The sequence below is a fragment of the Pseudomonas sp. RL_5y_Pfl2_69 genome (genome assembly GCF_963970465.1).
GTDB lineage: Bacteria > Pseudomonadota > Gammaproteobacteria > Pseudomonadales > Pseudomonadaceae > Aquipseudomonas.
Genome location: NZ_CAXAOU010000017.1, coordinates 76,539 through 93,431 on the forward strand (window position 1 = coordinate 76,539; position 16,893 = coordinate 93,431).

General features: G+C 57.3%; 14 protein-coding genes and 2 pseudogenes. 3 read left to right on the forward strand and 13 right to left on the reverse strand.

Annotated features, from left to right (window positions below):
• Positions 1 to 55 precede the first annotated feature (55 nt).
• Entirely contained in the window at positions 56 to 1,081 is a 1,026-nt protein-coding gene (gene tsaD, locus AACY07_RS23095) for a tRNA (adenosine(37)-N6)-threonylcarbamoyltransferase complex transferase subunit TsaD (RefSeq protein ID WP_048361129.1), read from the forward strand.
• 44 nt (positions 1,082 to 1,125) lie between these two features.
• Here the strand turns inward: tsaD and plsY are convergent, their stop codons facing one another.
• The gene (gene plsY, locus AACY07_RS23100; RefSeq protein ID WP_339477983.1) at positions 1,126 to 1,695 is read right to left on the reverse strand and encodes a glycerol-3-phosphate 1-O-acyltransferase PlsY; all 570 of its coding nucleotides are present in this window, start codon (positions 1,693 to 1,695) and stop codon (positions 1,126 to 1,128) included.
• Positions 1,696 to 1,769: 74 nt separating this feature from the next.
• Here plsY and folB point away from each other — a divergent pair, with 74 nt between their 5' ends.
• Together folB and folK are read left to right on the forward strand one after the other, a co-directional pair.
• Positions 1,770 to 2,123: a dihydroneopterin aldolase gene (gene folB / locus AACY07_RS23105; protein ID WP_133075301.1), complete on the forward strand. Its 354-nt coding sequence runs from the start codon at positions 1,770 to 1,772 to the stop codon at positions 2,121 to 2,123.
• A complete protein-coding gene (gene folK, locus AACY07_RS23110; RefSeq protein WP_339477986.1) occupies positions 2,114 to 2,638 on the forward strand; it encodes a 2-amino-4-hydroxy-6-hydroxymethyldihydropteridine diphosphokinase in 525 nt (174 codons plus the stop codon). Before folB ends, folK begins: the two co-directional genes overlap by 10 nt.
• 131 nt (positions 2,639 to 2,769) lie before the next feature.
• On the opposite strand, the gene AACY07_RS23115 is transcribed toward folK, so the two are convergent.
• The 12 genes and pseudogenes from AACY07_RS23115 to AACY07_RS24355 form a co-directional block, all read right to left on the reverse strand.
• On the reverse strand, positions 2,770 to 3,993 hold the full coding sequence (locus AACY07_RS23115) for a multifunctional CCA addition/repair protein (RefSeq protein ID WP_339477990.1): 1,224 nt from the start codon (positions 3,991 to 3,993) through the stop codon (positions 2,770 to 2,772).
• 62 nt (positions 3,994 to 4,055) lie between these two features.
• Positions 4,056 to 5,618, reverse strand: coding sequence for a SpoVR family protein (locus AACY07_RS23120; protein WP_219262874.1), 1,563 nt, complete (start codon positions 5,616 to 5,618; stop codon positions 4,056 to 4,058).
• Entirely contained in the window at positions 5,615 to 6,889 is a 1,275-nt protein-coding gene (locus AACY07_RS23125; protein ID WP_133075305.1) for a YeaH/YhbH family protein, read from the reverse strand. The genes AACY07_RS23120 and AACY07_RS23125 overlap by 4 nt, the downstream gene beginning before the upstream one ends.
• Before the next feature lie 102 nt (positions 6,890 to 6,991).
• A complete protein-coding gene (locus AACY07_RS23130) occupies positions 6,992 to 8,914 on the reverse strand; it encodes a PrkA family serine protein kinase (protein WP_019823081.1) in 1,923 nt (640 codons plus the stop codon).
• A 299-nt stretch (positions 8,915 to 9,213) separates the two neighbouring features.
• Positions 9,214 to 9,543 carry a thiosulfate sulfurtransferase GlpE gene (gene glpE / locus AACY07_RS23135; protein ID WP_019823082.1) on the reverse strand — a complete coding sequence of 110 codons (330 nt, stop codon included), beginning with the start codon at positions 9,541 to 9,543 and terminating at the stop codon, positions 9,214 to 9,216.
• A 33-nt stretch (positions 9,544 to 9,576) separates the two neighbouring features.
• Positions 9,577 to 10,458, reverse strand: a complete 882-nt coding sequence (locus AACY07_RS23140) for a symmetrical bis(5'-nucleosyl)-tetraphosphatase (protein WP_339477994.1) — start codon at positions 10,456 to 10,458, stop codon at positions 9,577 to 9,579.
• Positions 10,458 to 10,838: a Co2+/Mg2+ efflux protein ApaG gene (gene apaG, locus AACY07_RS23145; protein ID WP_133075307.1), complete on the reverse strand. Its 381-nt coding sequence runs from the start codon at positions 10,836 to 10,838 to the stop codon at positions 10,458 to 10,460. Before apaG ends, AACY07_RS23140 begins: the two co-directional genes overlap by 1 nt.
• 122 nt (positions 10,839 to 10,960) lie before the next feature.
• A complete protein-coding gene (rsmA, locus tag AACY07_RS23150; RefSeq protein ID WP_219262876.1) occupies positions 10,961 to 11,779 on the reverse strand; it encodes a 16S rRNA (adenine(1518)-N(6)/adenine(1519)-N(6))-dimethyltransferase RsmA in 819 nt (272 codons plus the stop codon).
• Positions 11,776 to 12,765, reverse strand: a complete 990-nt coding sequence (gene pdxA / locus AACY07_RS23155; RefSeq protein WP_339477997.1) for a 4-hydroxythreonine-4-phosphate dehydrogenase PdxA — start codon at positions 12,763 to 12,765, stop codon at positions 11,776 to 11,778. The genes rsmA and pdxA overlap by 4 nt, the downstream gene beginning before the upstream one ends.
• Entirely contained in the window at positions 12,762 to 14,096 is a 1,335-nt protein-coding gene (gene surA / locus AACY07_RS23160) for a peptidylprolyl isomerase SurA (RefSeq protein WP_133075310.1), read from the reverse strand. Before surA ends, pdxA begins: the two co-directional genes overlap by 4 nt.
• A pseudogene (locus AACY07_RS23165) lies at positions 14,077 to 16,584 on the reverse strand (LPS-assembly protein LptD); the annotation flags it as partial. The pseudogene AACY07_RS23165 and the gene surA, both read right to left, overlap by 20 nt.
• Positions 16,585 to 16,637: 53 nt before the next feature.
• A pseudogene (locus tag AACY07_RS24355) lies at positions 16,638 to 16,830 on the reverse strand (hypothetical protein); the annotation flags it as partial.
• Between the last annotated feature and the right edge of the window lie 63 nt (positions 16,831 to 16,893).

The following is a 16,893-nucleotide window of genomic DNA, read 5'->3' on the forward strand; positions in this document are numbered from 1 at the left end:
GGAGTGGCGACTATTATGCGCGCCTTCGAATTTAGCCTCTACAAGGCGTAAACCCATGCTAGTACTGGGATTAGAAACCTCCTGCGACGAAACCGGCGTCGCGCTATACGACAGTGAGCGCGGGCTTTTGGCCGATGCACTGTTCAGTCAGATCGACCTTCACCGCGCCTATGGCGGTGTGGTGCCGGAGCTGGCTTCAAGGGATCACGTCAAGCGCATGCTGCCCTTGATTCGTCAGGTGCTGGCCGAGGCCGATTGTGTGCCGACCGAGATCGACGCCATAGCCTACACGGCGGGTCCAGGATTGGTCGGAGCCCTTCTGGTTGGGGCTTCTTGCGCTCAGGCGCTGGCTTTTGCCTGGGGTATTCCGGCCCTCGGTGTCCATCACATGGAAGGCCATTTATTGGCTCCGATGCTGGAAGAACAGCCTCCGGAATTTCCGTTCGTCGCTTTGTTGGTATCGGGCGGTCACACGCAGCTGGTTCGCGTTGATGGTATCGGCCAGTACGAGTTGCTGGGCGAGACGCTGGACGATGCTGCGGGTGAGGCGTTCGACAAGACCGCGAAGATGATGGGGCTCAACTATCCAGGTGGCCCTGAGATCGCGCGACTGGCCGCTCAGGGCGTTGCGGGGCGTTTTGTATTCCCGCGCCCCATGACTGATCGTCCGGGGCTGCAGTTTAGCTTCAGCGGCCTCAAAACCTTCGCCTTGAACACGTGGCAGCGCTGTGTGGCCGCGGGCGACGATACCGAGCAAACCCGTTGCGATATTTCCCTGGCGTTCCAGCAGGCTGTGGTCGAGACGCTGACGATCAAGTGCAAGCGCGCCTTGAAGCACGCGGGCATGAAGCGCCTGGTGATTGCTGGTGGTGTGAGCGCCAACAAGGCGTTGCGTGTATCCCTGGAAAAAATGCTCGGCGAGATGAAGGGTAACGTTTACTACGCTCGCCCGGAATTTTGCACGGATAATGGCGCGATGATTGCGTTTGCGGGTTGTCAGCGTTTGCAGGCTGGCCAGCACGAAACATTGGCAATCAGCGTGCAGGCACGCTGGCCGATGGAGCAGCTGAAGCCCCTGTGAGAGCCGGGGTTGGATCGAGCGTGAGGTTTTTTCACGGGCAAGATTCAGAAATGGCGTTCGCGCCCAGCCATCAGGTCGCGTAAATTGCCGCGGTGGCGCCAGACAATCAGTGCCGTCAGGACGCTCATGGGCAGCACGGCGGCAGGCTCTTGCCAGGCCAGCAATGGCAGGGTCAGGGGTGTGGCGATCAACGCTGCCAGTGAGCTGGTACGGGTCAGCTGAAAGGTTAGCAGCCATGCTGCGACAGCCAGCAATGCCGCGGGAGGGTATAGCCCCAGCAGCATGCCGGCAGCCGTGGCGACACCTTTGCCGCCGCGAAAGCGGAAGTACGCAGGGTACATGTGTCCTACGACGGCGCAGCTACCGATCCAGGCTTGGTCCTGGAGCGAGAAATCCAGTTGGCAGGCCAGAATGACGGGTAAAAGCCCCTTGCACAGGTCGCCGAGCAAGGTCAGGACGGCAAGTTTTTTGCCAGCCAGACGCAACATGTTGGTTGCGCCGGCATTGCCGGAGCCACTCATTCGCGGATCGGGAGTTCCCGTCAGGCGGCTGAGCAAAATGGCAAAGGACAGAGAGCCAAGCAGGTAGGCGAGGATCGCCAGTAACCAAAACATGCTAACTATTCCGGGCGAGGACGCCCTGATTCTAACGGCGCATTGCGCCCTTGTCGTGCTGCGGAGAAGAGTGCTTGGACAGAGTGTTTATCGAAGGCCTGGAAGTCGACACCGTAATTGGTGCTTATGACTGGGAGCGCGGCATCCGTCAGTGCCTGCGTCTTGACCTGAGTTTTGCGTGGGATAACCGTCCGGCTGCCGCTGGCGATGACCTGACGCTGGCTCTCGATTATGCGAGCGTTTCCACGCGTATTCAGGCATTTGCCGAGCACGCTCAATTTCAACTGGTGGAAACCTTTGCGGAGCGTCTGGCAGAGGTGTTGATGAGTGAGTTCAACATTCCCTGGCTGCACCTCAAGCTGACCAAGCCCGGCGCCGTTGCGGCGGCCACAGGGGTTGGCGTGGAGATTGAGCGCGGATGTCGCTAACTCAGGTTTATCTCGGGCTGGGCAGTAATGTCGAGCGCGAAAAGCATTTGCTGGCGGGGCTTGATGCACTGACCGGTTTTTTGCGCGATATGTGTTGCTCTGCGGTTTTCGAAAGTCAGCCTGTGGGTATCAAAAGCGGGCCTTTTTTCAATCTGGTGGTGGCGGCGAAAACCGATTTGCCACTGATTGAGTTGAGTCGACGATTGAAGCTGATCGAAGCTGATAACGGACGTTATGCTCAAGATCGTAAAGGATTGCCACTGGATATCGACGTGCTGTTTTACGGTGATCTGGTGGGGGGTTTTGACGGATTGACCTTGCCCCGTGCCGAGATTCTCAAGAATGCTTTTGTGTTGTGGCCGCTATCGTTGATAGCGCCAGACAAAGTGCATCCAGGTGTGGGCAAGACCCTTGCTCAGCTGTGGGCAGAGGCACAGATCGATCAAGTGCTCGCACCTGCTGCGTTTGAATGGCGGGGTGAGCAGTTGACGCCGCTGGAGATGCTGGCAGGCTGAAGGTCGTTTGAATGTGCAGCAGGGTGCTGCTTTTTTGTGGGAGCGGGCTTGCTCGCGATACTGGCGCTGCGGTCTTTGCGTCAGACCGCATCGATACCATCGCGAGCAAGCCCGCTCCCACAAGATTTGCTCTACAAGGCATCCTTGTAGGCTTGCAGTGCCTTAAGTCGTTCGCGCTTGAGTGCCTCACCCAGTTCTGGGCCTTTGAAGCCCTGCTCCAGCAGTGGTTGCACGGCCACGGCCAGTGCGGCCCGTGCAGCACCGCGTAGGTAGTCAGCTTGCGGATACGGCCGGTTTTCCAGTCCAAGACGCCCTTTGGCGTCCATCTCGCATGCCACGATGAACTCCTCGAATCGCTGCGGGCGGCGGTACACGTCAAAGCGCTGCAGTAACTCGAGTAGCGTCGAAGCCTTGAGCTCAAGAGCACGATGGCCGTGGGTGTGATACTCGCCCACCAGCAATGCCAATTCCTGGCAATCCCTTGGCACTTTGTAGCGATCATTTACGGCTTTGATCAGGCGTAGTCCCTTGTGCTCGTGGGCAATGTGTCTGGGCCAGTCTTTCTCCGGCGTAAGCCCCTTGCCAAGGTCGTGCAGAAGGCACGCCCAGCGAACGGTCAGTGGTTGCTGGTGCAGCGCCGATTGCTCCAGCACGCTCAGGGTATGCACGCCGCTGTCGATTTCCGGGTGGTGGGCAGGGGGCTGTGGCACACCAAACAGTGCATTCACCTCTGGCAGCAGCACCTCCAGTGCGTCACAGCTGCGCAGCACTTCAATAAATACCTGAGGTTGGTCTTCCATCAGGGCGCGGGAAATTTCTTTCCAGCAGCGCTCGGGGGTCAAGGCTTGCAGCTCGCCGGATCTGGACAGCTGGCGCATCAATTCCAGCGTTTCTGGTGCGATGTTGAAACCAAGGCTCGCGTAGCGTGCTGCGAAGCGGGCCACCCGCAGGACTCTGAGAGGATCTTCGGCGAATGCGGGGGAAACGTGGCGTAAAACACGGTCTTCAAGATCGCGCTGACCATTGTAAGGGTCAGTTATATTGCCAGCATCGTCCTCAGCCATTGCGTTGATGGTCAGGTCGCGGCGTATCAGGTCTTCTTCCAGGGTGACGTCGGGGCTGGCATGAAAAATAAAGCCGCCATAACCATGACCGCTTTTACGCTCCGTACGTGCCAGAGCGTATTCGTCGCCGGTTTTGGGGTGAAGAAATACCGGGAAGTCTGAACCTACAGGGCGATACCCCAAGGCTTGCATTTGTTCGGCTGTTGCGCCAACGACTACCCAGTCAATATCGGTGACAGGCTTGCCCAGCAGGCGATCACGTACAGCGCCGCCAACTTTATAGATCTGCATAAAAAACCTCCGTTAGCACGACAGGATAGCGCGTGTGCCGTGTTAACGGAGGCTTGTGTGCATTACAGGTGAATGGCGCCCATATCCAGTCGGCCGCGATCATTGTCGCCGTGATCGCCTTTTGGTGGGACATGATGGACTTTCACGACCTGGTCGCCTTGCAGTGTTTCAAGATGGATATCGAAGCCCCACAAGCGGTGCAGGTGTTTCAAGACCTCGTCGGTTGATTCGCCCAAGGGTTTGCGGTCATGTTGCTGGTGGCGCAGGGTCAGGGAGCGGTCGCCACGGCGGTCGATACTCCAGATTTGTATGTTGGGTTCACGATTGCCCAGGTTGTACTGGGCAGCCAGGGTTTCACGAATGATGCGGTAACCGTTCTCGTCGTGAATGGCGGGTACCAGCAAGTCGTCTTTTTGATCGTCGTCCATGATGCTGAACAATTTCAGATCGCGGATTACTTTGGGTGACAGGTATTGCAGGATAAAACTCTCGTCCTTGAAGCTGCTCATGGCGAACTTGATGCTTGATAGCCAGTCGCTGCCTGCCAGGTCAGGGAACCAGTAACGGTCCTCGTCGGTTGGGTGTTCGCAAATGCGCCGGATGTCGCAATACATTGCAAACCCCAGTGCGTAAGGGTTGATGCCGCTGTAGTAAGGGCTGTCAAAGCCGGGTTGGAACACCACGCTGGTGTGGGAAATGAGGAACTCCATCATGAAGCCTTCAGTCACCAGGCCTTCGTCGTAGAGGTCGTTCATCAAGGTGTAGTGCCAGAAAGTGGCCCAGCCCTCGTTCATCACTTGCGTTTGCCGTTGTGGGTAAAAGTACTGTGCAATCTTGCGCACAATACGCACAACTTCGCGTTGCCAGGGCTCCAGCAGCGGCGCGTGTTTTTCTATGAAATAAAGGATGTTTTCCTGAGGTTCGTCGGGGAAGCGGGCGTTATCTTTCTCGCTTAGTTTGTCTGCGCTTTTAGGGATGGTGCGCCACAAATCGTTAATCTGCTTTTGCAGATGCTCTTCGCGCTCTTTTTGGCGACGGCGTTCCTCTTCAGCTGAAATCGGATCGGGTCGTTTGTAGCGGTCTACACCGTAGTTCATCAAGGCATGGCAGGAGTCGAGCAGGTCTTCGACCGCATCGATGCCGTGGCGCTCCTCACATTGCATGATGTACTGCTTGGCGAACACCAGATAGTCGATGATCGAACTGGCGTCCGTCCAGGTGCGAAACAGGTAGTTGCCCTTGAAGAAGCTGTTATGCCCATAGCACGCATGGGCCACCACCAGTGCTTGCATGCAGATGGTGTTTTCTTCCATCAGGTAAGCAATGCACGGGTCAGAGTTGATGACGATTTCGTAGGCCAGCCCCATCTGCCCACGGGTGTATGACTTTTCGGTGCTCAAAAAGTGTTTGCCATAGGACCAGTGGTGATACCCCAGCGGCATGCCCACTGAAGCGTAGGCATCCATCATCTGTTCGGCAGTAATCACTTCGATCTGGTTGGGATAGGTATCCAGCGCATAGCGTTCGGCCAGGCGACCGATTTCACGGTCGTAAGCCTGGATCAGGTCAAAGGTCCACTCTGAGCCAGTGGAGATGGGTTGGCGTTTATTCTCTTTGGCGGTCATGTCACTAACCTGCGCTGGAAGAGTTCACGGAAGACCGGATATATATCGCCGGCCGAGACCAGTTGTTGCTGCGCGAAGGTGTCGGAAAACGCCTCGCTGATGCGTTCGTATTCGTACCAGAGGGCCTGATGTTCGCGCGGTGTAATCTCTACATAAGTGTAGTACTGCACGAATGGCATGATCTGGTTGATCAGAATGTCGCGGCAAATGGGTGAGTCATCGTTCCAGTTGTCCCCGTCAGAGGCTTGCGCTGCGTAGATATTCCACTCGTTGGTGGGGTAGCGCTCGGCCATGATCTCCTGCATCAGTTTGAGTGCGCTTGAGACGATGGTGCCGCCGGTTTCTCTTGAATAGAAAAACTCCTCTTCATCCACTTCGCGTGCACTGGTGTGGTGGCGAATAAACACGACGTCGATCTTGTCGTAGTTCCGCTTCAGGAACAGGTACAGCAAGATGAAAAATCGTTTGGCAATGTCTTTCGTGGCTTGGGTCATGGAGCCAGAAACGTCCATCAGGCAGAACATGACGGCCTTGGAGCTGGGGTTGGGTTGCTTGACCAGCAGGTTGTACTTGAGGTCAAAGGTATCGAGGAAAGGTACGCGGTGAATTCGTGCGCTAAGTTTCTCGATTTCTGCCTCTACGGCTTTGATATCGCCGAAGTTATCGGGCTCTTCGCGTTTTAATCGTTCCAGCTCAGCCTTGGCCTCCCTGAGTTTTGCCCGACTGCTGCCTGAAAGGGCAATGCGCCGGGCGTGAGCTGAGCGCAAGGTACGAATGATATTGATGCGAGACGGGTTGCCCTCGTTGCTGATACCGGCGCGTACGGTTTTAAAGGTGTCAGTTCCGGTCAGGTTGCGTTTGACCAGATTGGGGAGTTCAAGGTCTTCGAACATGAATTCGAGGAACTCTTCCTGGGTAATCTGGAATACGAACTCATCCATGCCTTCGCCGGAATTGCCAGCTTTTCCGGGTCCACCGCCGCCGCCCGCTCCGCCTTGAGGCCGGGGAATGTGTTCGCCGCTGGTGAACTCCTTGTTGCCAGGGTGAACTACGGTTTGCTTGCCACCGCGCCCATGGTGAAGCACCGGCTCATCGATATCGCGGCCGGGAATGCTGATTTGCTCGCCATGTTCCATATCCGTTATGGAGCGGCGGCCCACGGCCTCTTCTACGGCCTTTTTGATGTGGTCACGGTAGCGCCGCAGAAAGCGCTGACGGTTTACCGTGCTCTTGTTCTTGCCATTGAGGCGTCGGTCGATCACATAGCTCATTAGGCCCTCCGGGCAGCTTCAAGTTGTGAGCTGCAAGCTACAAGTCCAGGCAATTGCGCGTGCCTGGTCCTTGCAGCTTGAGGCTTGAGGCTTACAGCTGCCTCACTGCGACTTGCGGACCCGCAGGTACCACTCGGAGAGCAGCCGTACTTGTTTGTCGGTATAGCCGCGTTCGACCATTCGAGTGACGAAGTCGTTATGTTTCTGTTGGTCCTCTTTGCTCGCCTTGGCGTTGAAACTGATAACCGGCAGCAGGTCCTCGGTGTTGGAGAACATTTTCTTCTCGATCACCACGCGCAACTTCTCGTAGCTGAGCCAGGTAGGGTTCTTGCCGTTGTTGTTGGCGCGGGCACGCAGAACGAAATTGACGATTTCGTTGCGGAAATCTTTCGGGTTGCTGATGCCGGCCGGTTTTTCGATTTTTTCCAGTTCTTCGTTCAGGGCTACGCGGTTGAGGATCTCACCGGTTTCCGGATCGCGGTATTCCTGGTCCTGAATCCAGAAGTCGGCGTACAGCACGTAGCGATCGAAGATGTTTTGCCCGTATTCGCTGTAGGACTCCAGGTAAGCCGTCTGGATTTCCTTGCCGATAAACTCGATGTAGCGCGGCGCCAGGTATTCCTTGAGGAAGCGCAGGTAGCGCTCACGGGTTTCGGCCTGGAACTGTTCCTGCTCGATCTGCTGTTCGAGTACATAGAGCAGGTGAACGGGGTTTGCTGCAATTTCGTGGGGATCGAAGTTGAATACCTTGGACAGGATCTTGAACGCGAATCGGGTCGAAAGCCCGTTCATGCCTTCGTCGACGCCCGCGTTGTCGCGGTATTCCTGAATGGATTTGGCTTTCGGATCGGTGTCCTTTAGGTTCTCACCGTCATATACCCGCATCTTGGAGTAGATGTTGGAGTTTTCCGGCTCTTTGAGGCGCGAAAGAACAGTGAACTGGGCCAGCATTTTCAGGGTGTCGGGTGCGCAATGGGCTTTGGCCAGTGAGCTGTTGAACAGCAGTTTGTCGTAGATTTTTACTTCGTCACTGACGCGCAGGCAGTACGGCACTTTGACGATGTAGATCCGGTCGATAAACGCTTCGTTGTTCTTGTTGTTGCGGAAGGTGTGCCACTCCGATTCGTTTGAGTGGGCCAACAGGATGCCGGTAAACGGAATGGCCCCCAGACCTTCGGTACTGTTGTAGTTGCCCTCTTGAGTGGCAGTCAGCAGTGGGTGCAGCACCTTGATCGGCGCCTTGAACATCTCCACGAATTCCATCAGGCCCTGGTTGGACCGGCACAGCGCGCCCGAATAGCTGTAGGCATCGGCGTCGTTCTGCGGGAATTCTTCCAGTTTTCGAATATCAACCTTGCCGACCAGGGCTGAAATGTCCTGGTTGTTTTCATCGCCGGGTTCGGTTTTGGCGACACCGATCTGGTTGAGAATCGAGGGATAGAGTTTCACTACGCGGAACTGGCTGATGTCACCACCAAATTCGGCCAGTCGCTTGGTGGCCCACGGCGACATGATGGTGCTCAAGTAGCGTTTCGGGATGCCGAAATCTTCTTCGAGGATCGCGCCATCTTCTGTGGCGTTGAACAGCCCCAAAGGCGATTCGAAGACCGGCGAGCCCTTGATCGCGTAGAAAGGCACCTTTTCGATCAGTTGCTTGAGCTTTTCGGCAAGGGATGACTTGCCGCCCCCGACCGGGCCCAGCAGGTAGAGGATTTGTTTCTTCTCTTCCAGGCCCTGCGCAGCATGGCGGAAGTAGGAGACGATCTGGTCAATGCATTCTTCCATCCCATGGAAGTCTTCAAAGGCCGGATAACGACGAATCACCTTGTTGGAGAAGATTCGTGACAGACGAGAGTCGTTTGAGGTGTCCAGCAGTTCCGGTTCACCAATGGCCAGCAGTAGCCTTTCAGCAGCAGAGGCATAAGTGCTTTTGTCTTGCTTGCACAGCTCCAGATACTCCTGGAGCGTGAGCTCTTCCTGGCGTGTGGATTCAAAGCGTTGTTGGAAGTGGCTAAAAATACTCATGACGTCACCTCGCTCGATACGTGGAGTCGGCGATAGATCGGTCAGTTCGAGTGCTGGCATGCAGCAGCATTTCAGCTGCTGTGTACCCCCCAGGACACCATCAAGGTGGCTAAGCCCTTGAAGTTACTACCGATGATCCATTCGCCGGTGTACCGGCTCTCCCCAGATTTGGATGGCCTGAGGTAAAGGATAGTTGGTAATCCGGGAGGTCAAGGCGAGATGCATGAATTGTTGCGCCTGACCGTTGGTCAGGAAGGGCGCCAGCCCTCTGATCACGGGGGCTGGCGCTGAAAAAAATATTATTCGGCAGTGCTTTGCGCGGTTTCGTTCGGATAAGTTGCACGCCACAGTTCGAAGCCGCCATCAAGGCTGTAGACCTCGCTAAAACCCTGGCTCACCAAATACGCCGCGGCGCTTTGGCTGGAGTTGCCGTGGTAACAAGCAACGATCAGAGGGGCGTCGAGGTCGGCGTTGGCGATGAAGTCATGCAGTGAGTGGTTGTCCAGGTGCTTCGCGCCGCTGATATGGCTGGCGGCAAAGGCCTGTGGATCACGCACATCAACTACGACGGCGCCTTGTTCTCGCAAGGCCTGGGCCTGCTCTGGCGGGATACGTTTGAATTCGGTCATGGGGAGATTCCTGTGGCCTGACAGCGGGCGCGGTTAGCTGGCGCCCAAGGGTTGGGAAGGTGGGGCGGTTTGCAGGGCGATGGAGGGCGCCGCAAGGGCCGGGTCGTCGCAATCGCAGATCAGGCGCTGACCGGTATCGACGTTGAGCAGAGTCATGGCGCCTCCCCAGACACAGCCAGTATCGAGAGCGAAGATGCCAGGCTCCTTGCAGTTGCCTTCCAGCGCTGCCCAATGCCCAAAGATGATCTTGAGCCCTTGGGTTTTGCGTTCTTTATAACTGAACCAAGGCGCATAGCCTGGCGGTGCGCTACCGATGCCTTCTTTGCTTTTGAGGTCGAGCTTGCCTTCTCGGGTACAAAAACGCATCCGGGTGAAATAGTTGGTGATAACCCGTAAACGGGTGACGCCCGTCAGTTCGTTGTCCCACTTGGCAGGGTCGTTGCCGTACATGCCGTCCAGGTAAGGCCCGATGAGGTTGTCGTCACGCAACGCATGTTCAACTTCACTGGCACACTTGAGGGCTTTTTTCAGTGTCCACTGCGGCGGTATTCCGGCATGCACCAGTGCAATATTGCGCTCGGCATCGTGATGCAGAAGAGGTTGCTGGCGTAACCAGCTCAGCAGTTCATCACAATCGGGAGCCTGGAGGATTTCACGCAGGGTATCGCCTTTTTTCAGGCGCTCGGCGTTATGGCCCACGGCCAGCAGGTGTAGGTCATGGTTGCCCAGCACGCACACCAGTGATTCTCGCATGCGGTACAAAAAGCGCAGGGTTTCCAGCGATTCCGGGCCACGGTTGACCAGGTCGCCCACCAGCCAGAGCTTGTCTTTGTCAGGGGCGAAGGCTACGCGTTCGAGCAGGCGTTTAAGAGGCTTCAAGCAGCCTTGCAGATCGCCAACGGCATATACCGCCATCAGTGCAGGGCCCCGGGGACCGCAAGGCGGAAGGGCGCAATGACGGCTTTGAACTCATGACCGTCGTCGGCATGCATCAGGTAGCTGCCTTGCATGGTGCCGACTTTGGTCGTGATGACCGAACCGCTGCTGTAGGAATGCTCGCTACCGGGGGCGATTGTAGGCTGCAAACCCACAACGCCAGCGCCACGAACTTCTTCTACATGGCCATCGCCGTCGGTGATTACCCAATGCCGGGACAGTAGTTTTGCGGGTATTGAGCCGTTGTTGCGCACCGTGATGGTATAGGCAAAGGCAAAACGCTGATGTTCAGGCTGCGATTGTTCTGGCAGGTAACGCGTGACGACACTGACGTCGACCAGGTAGCGGGGATCGTGCATGCGAGAGGCCTTACGTGAAAGCGAAGACACAGTTCGGGATAAAACTGATGCCTGAGTCTAGGCCAAACAACGTGTACTAGGCCAGACGTTGCGTCCGGCCCAGTACCCGTTTTTCTCGGCAATCAGTCGGCAGAGGGCGCTACGACAGGCTGTTCGCTGAGCTTGTCGGCCAGGCGCACAAAGGCGGCAAGGTCGAGTTGCTCCGGACGTTTGCTGCCATCAACGCCAGCGGCTTCGATTTCATCGTTGCTGAGCAAGGCTTTGAGGGTGTTGCGCAGGGTTTTACGACGCTGGTTGAACGCTTCACGAACCACGCGTTCAAGCAGTCGATGGTCCTTGGCTGGATGTGGCAGCACTTCGTGCGGCACCAGTCGGACAATTGCCGAATCAACTTTTGGCGGCGGATTGAATGCACCCGGGCCTACGTTGAACAGGTGTTCGACGCGGCAGTGGTACTGGACCATGATCGAAAGACGACCCCAGTCGCCACCACCAGGACCGGCGGCCATGCGTTCAACCACTTCTTTTTGCAGCATGAAGTGCATGTCGCGGATCAGGTCGGCATTTTTCAGCAGGTGAAAAATCAGCGGTGTGGAGATGTTGTACGGCAGGTTGCCGACCACTCGCAGAGTACGGGGTGCAGCGTTGAGGCTTTTGAAGTCGAACTTCAGCGCGTCACCCTGGTGCAGGGTGAAGTTGCTCATCCCTGCGAACTGCCGATTAAGAATCGGGATCAGGTCTTTGTCGAGTTCCACGACGTCAAGTTGACCACCGCTGTTGAGAATGCCTTCGGTCAGGGCGCCCTGGCCCGGGCCGATTTCCAGCAGGCGATCGTCAGCCTTGGCGTGGATGGCGCGCAGGATACGGTCAATAACGCCTGCATCGTGCAGGAAGTTCTGGCCAAAGCGCTTGCGCGCCTTGTGTTGGTATTGCTCGTTCATATACGGGTCTCGGCCATCTGGTAGGCGGTTTCCAGGGCGACTTGCAGGCTGCCGGTGTCGATTTTGCCGCTACCTGCCAGATCCAGGGCGGTACCGTGGTCGACAGAGGTGCGGATAATCGGTAAGCCCAGGGTGATGTTGACTGCGGCACCAAACCCTTTGTACTTGAGTACGGGCAGGCCTTGGTCGTGGTACATCGCCAGCACTGCGTCGCAGTGTTCCAGATATTTGGGGGTAAACAGAGTGTCGGCAGGCAGCGGGCCACGCAGGTCCATGCCCTCGCTGCGCAGGCGCTCCAGGGTTGGTTCGATGATGTCGATTTCTTCATGGCCCAAGTGCCCGCCTTCACCGGCATGGGGGTTTAGCCCGCAGACCAGGATACGCGGTTGGGCAATGCCGAATTTTTGTTGCAGGTCGGCGTGCAGGATACGGGTAACCCGCATCAGTCGCTCGGGGGTGATTGCATCGCTGACCTGACGAAGTGGCAGGTGAGTCGTGACCAGAGCTACGCGCAGTCCGCGAGTGGCAAGCATCATTACCACTTGCTCGGTATGAGTCAGGTCAGCGAGGAATTCGGTATGGCCAGAAAACGGAATGCCCGCTTCGTTGATCACGCCTTTGTGCACGGGGGCGGTGATCATTCCTGCAAAGTCGCCACTCAGGCAGCCTTGGGCGGCGCGGGTCAGGGTTTGCAGTACAAAGACTGCGTTGGCCTTGTCCAGCGTGCCAGCGGTGACGGTGGCATTCAGGGGGGTATCCCACACGTACAAACTGCCTGCAGGCGCCGGTTGTTCGGGCCAGTTGCCAGGCCCTACAGGCAGCAGGCTGACAGCCACACCGAGCTGCGCGGCCCGCTCAAGGAGCAGGTCGCGGCTGGTGATGGCAATCAGGGGGTGTGGCTGTTGCTGCGAGGCGAGCAGCAGGCACAGGTCTGGACCTATGCCTGCCGGTTCACCGGGTGTCAGGGCAAAGCGCTGTGCTTTCACTGCGCGGCCTGATCTGCGCTGTCAGTTCCGGTTGCGCCTGGCAGCTTGATTTCAACGTAGGCTTCGTCGCGGATCTGACGCAGCCAGGATTGCAGCTCTTCGTCGTACTTGCGGTTACGCAAAGCGTTCATTGCCTGTTGCTCGCGTGCCTGGGTGGTGCTGTCAGTGGCGCGACGGCCAAGGACTTCCAGTACATGCCAGCCGTATTGGCTTTTGAAGGGTTTGGACAGCACGCCTTGTGGTGTGTCGGCCATTGCTTCGCGGAACTCGGGTACCAGCGAGTTGGGATCAACCCAGTTCAGATCACCGCCGTTAAGAGCGGAACCCGGGTCTTCGGAGTAGTTTTTAGCCAATTCTGCAAAGTCTTCGCCGGCGCTGATGCGCTCGTAAAGTTTCTCTGCCAACGCCTTGGTGGCCGCTTCGCTGCGAATTTCGCTTGGCTTGATCAGGATGTGGCGAACATGCACTTCGTCCACAACCACTGTCTCGCCGCCGCGTTTTGCATTCAGCTTGAGAATGATGAAGCCGCCAGGCGTACGCACTGGCGGTGTAACGTCACCCACAGGCATCTCGCTGAGCATGCGGTCAAAAGGAGGTGGCAGTTGAGCTGCTTTACGCCAGCCCATGTCGCCGCCTTCCAGTGCCGTGTCGCTGCCGGAGCGAGCGATAGCCATTTGCCCGAAGTCCGCGCCTTGCTTGAGCTTGTTGTAGACATCTTCGGCTTGCTTGGCGGCGTTCTGGATGGCATCTGAACTCGCGCTTTCAGGCGTTGGAATCAGGATGTTGGCCAGGTTGTACTCTTCGGACATCTGCATTTTGCCCAGATCCGAAGCCAGGAAGTTTTTCACTTCCTGATCCGTGACCTGGATGCGCTCAGCCACACGACGTTGACGCACACGGCTGATGATCATCTCGCGACGTACCTGCTCGCGGGCATCTTCATAAGACAGGCCGTCGCGGGCCAGAGCCTGACGGAACTGTTCGATGGTCATGTTATTGCGCTGGGCAATGGTGCCGATGGCCTGGTTCAGTTCTTCATCCGTGATACGGATGCCTGAACGCTCGCCGATCTGCAGTTGCAGGTTTTCGACGATCAGGCGTTCAAGCACCTGCTGGTCCAGAACGCTGGCAGGGGGAACACCCTGCCCACGTTTGGCGATGGTTTGCTGAACTTCGTGGACGCGCTGATCCAGTTGGCTCTGCATGATCACGTCGTTATCGACAATGGCCACCACTTTATCCAGGGGTTGTACCGCAGCGCTGGCTGCAGTACCCAGGAACAACGCGCCCAGCATTAGCGGGCGCAGACACTCAGAAAGCTTGATCTTCACGTTCACGATAACCTTGGATGCCTTTGTCGAGGAAGCTCTCTACTTTGGTGCCAACAACGCCACCGAGACCTTTCAGCACAACTTGGAGGAAGAGACCATGGTCGCCCTTCTCATTTTGAGGGGCTGCTTGGGTGTACTCGTCGTTGGATACCCAATAACGGCTGATCAGACGAAGCTTCCAGCAGCAGTTGTCGTATTCGAAGCCACCGAAGGCTTCCAGGGTACGGTTGCGGTTGTAGTCGTACTGCCAGCGGCTGATGGCATTCCATTGAGGCACGATCGGCCAGATAACCGAGAAATCGTGCTGCTGGATTTTGTAGTAATCCTTGATGTAGCCCGGCTGCCCTGGAGACAGGTAATCGCCGCCGCCCACAGTCCACTTACCGGTGTACTGGTCGTAGCGAACCTGGTCGTTGCGATAGCGATAGCCGATGTTGACCACCTTGTTCGGGTTGTCTTCAGGCTGGTAGTGCATCATCGCACTGCCTGAACGCGGGCTGTGGCTTTCCGGATCCCAGTTGTAGTCGGCAGTTGCACGCCAGTCGCGGTTGAAGCGATAGGCGTACTCCAGTGCATACGGTGACACATTGGAGGTTGCGTCTGCACGGTCGGCATCGATGCCCGGCAACTGAACCTTGCGGTCCTTGAAGTAGTAGGCCTGGCCCACGCTGATGCGTTGACGTTCAAAACCGTTGTCTTCGATCAGGCGGCTGGTCAGACCCAACGACAGCTTGTTCTCGTCACCGACGCGGTCAGTACCGGTGAAGCGGTTGTCACGCCACAGCGAGGAATAGCTGAAGGTGCTTTCGCTGGTGTCGAAAATCGGGATGTTGTCCTGATTGCGCTCAGGGACATACAGATAGAACGCACGCGGCTCCAGGGTCTGGCGGTAGTTGGTGCCGAACCAGTTGGTGTTGCGGTCGAAGTACAGCCCGCTGTCGACGCTGGCGATTGGCACGTTGCGGCTAACCGAGCTGTCGAATTTTCCACCTGCAGTGGTCAATTGGGTCTTGCCGGTACCATCCAGATCCAGGTCGTACTGGGTGTACATGTACTTGAGGGACGGCGTGAGGTAGCCGTAGCTCCAGTTCAGCGGCAGGCTGACACTCGGGGCCAGGTTCATGCGCGTACCGTTGGCTCGAGCCAGACCCGTTACGTTGTTGTCGAGGCGAGGATCTACCGTGCCATCTTCGTTGGTGTAACTGCCGTTTTCGAGGCTGCGATCGAATCGAACCAGCTCGGTGTTGTAGGCGATGTTCAGGCCGCCCGGTTGCTGTGGCAGTGCACCATTGAGGGTCAGCTGCGGCAGCATGTTGTAAGGCGTGATCTGAGTAACAGTAGCCAGTTGATAGGCCTGTGCGTTCAGCCTGGCGGTATAGCTGTCGCCACGGTAGCTGACGGCACCTTGCTGGTTCAGGTAGTCACGGCTTTCAACGCCGATCTGATCACTTTCCAGGTCCTGGAAGTAATACGGGTCGCTGATCTTGGTGTAGTCGACTTCGGTCAGTACGCGGGAATCGAGGCCACCCTTGTGCTGCCAGTTGAGCATGTAGCGCTTGTCGGTGTAGTCGGTCTGGCGCTTGCGGTCGTCGTTATCGTCGTTGAGGTACGCGGCACCGAACTGGCCTTCGCTGGACTCGGTCAGGTAACGGAACTCGCCTTCCATCAACAAGCCGCGCTTGGTCATGTAGCGCGGGTACAACGTGGCATCGTAGTTGGGTGCCAGGTTGAAGTAGTACGGGGTCACGAGCATGAAGCCGGTGTCGGAGCTGCTGCTGAAGGAAGGCGGCAGGAAACCGGACTGACGACGATCGTCGATCGGGAAGTAGATGTACGGGGTGTAGAACACCGGAATGTCCTTGACCCGCAGCGTCACGTTGGTCGCCGTACCGAAGCCGGTAGCCGGGTTCAACGTGATGTTGTTGCCCTTGAGTTGCCAGGCGTTGCTGCTGGGTTCGCACGTGGTGTACGTACCATCCTTGAGGCGGATGATCGAGTCTTCGGCACGCTTGGCGTACAGCGCACTGCCGCGAATGCGCGACTTGTGCAGCACGTATTCGGCGTTGTCGACCTTGGCCGCACCCGTGTCCAGTTGAACATCGGCGTGGTCGCCGACGATCAGGGCCCCGTTGTCGCGCAGGCGAACCTTGCCAGTGAGCTCGCCACGGCTTTCAGCCTGATACAGGCTGGCTTCGTCGGCTTCGATCTGCATGCTGCCCTGACGCATTACGACGTCACCGGCCAGGGTCGCGACCTGCTCTTCCTGCTGATAGCGGGAGGCCTTGGCGCCGATAAAGGTCGGGGAATCGCTTTTGCTGGTCGTGTCGTTCATGCCCGGACGGATGGGCTCTACGTACGAACCGGCGCAGTACGGACCGGTTTCGGCCAGTTGCGCTGCGGTCAGTTTGTCACGTGGCACCCAGTCGAGATGGCTGTAGTCGTCACTGCGCGCTTTTAGCGCACGGCCTTTGGCCTCAGTCACCAGCGGGGCCTGCTTGACCTGCTCGCTGGTTTCACCGCTTGCACCTACAGACCCGTCGGCATGGGCCGGACGCGGTGGCAGTTGCGCCACGCTGTTTTTTGGTGCGCAATCCCAGCCACCCGAAGCCGACACGGAACAGTCATACTGCTCCTCGGCAAACGCGAACGGCGTGGCTAGAGGTTGCATGGCCAGCAAACTGCCGGTTACCAGCAACGGAAATTTTTTACGAAACGCGGGGGATTTCAATGCCATCTTATTAGTCCGGGCTTCCTGCGTGCCATCAGCCCGCGGTGGGGGACCGCACGCCTATCGATG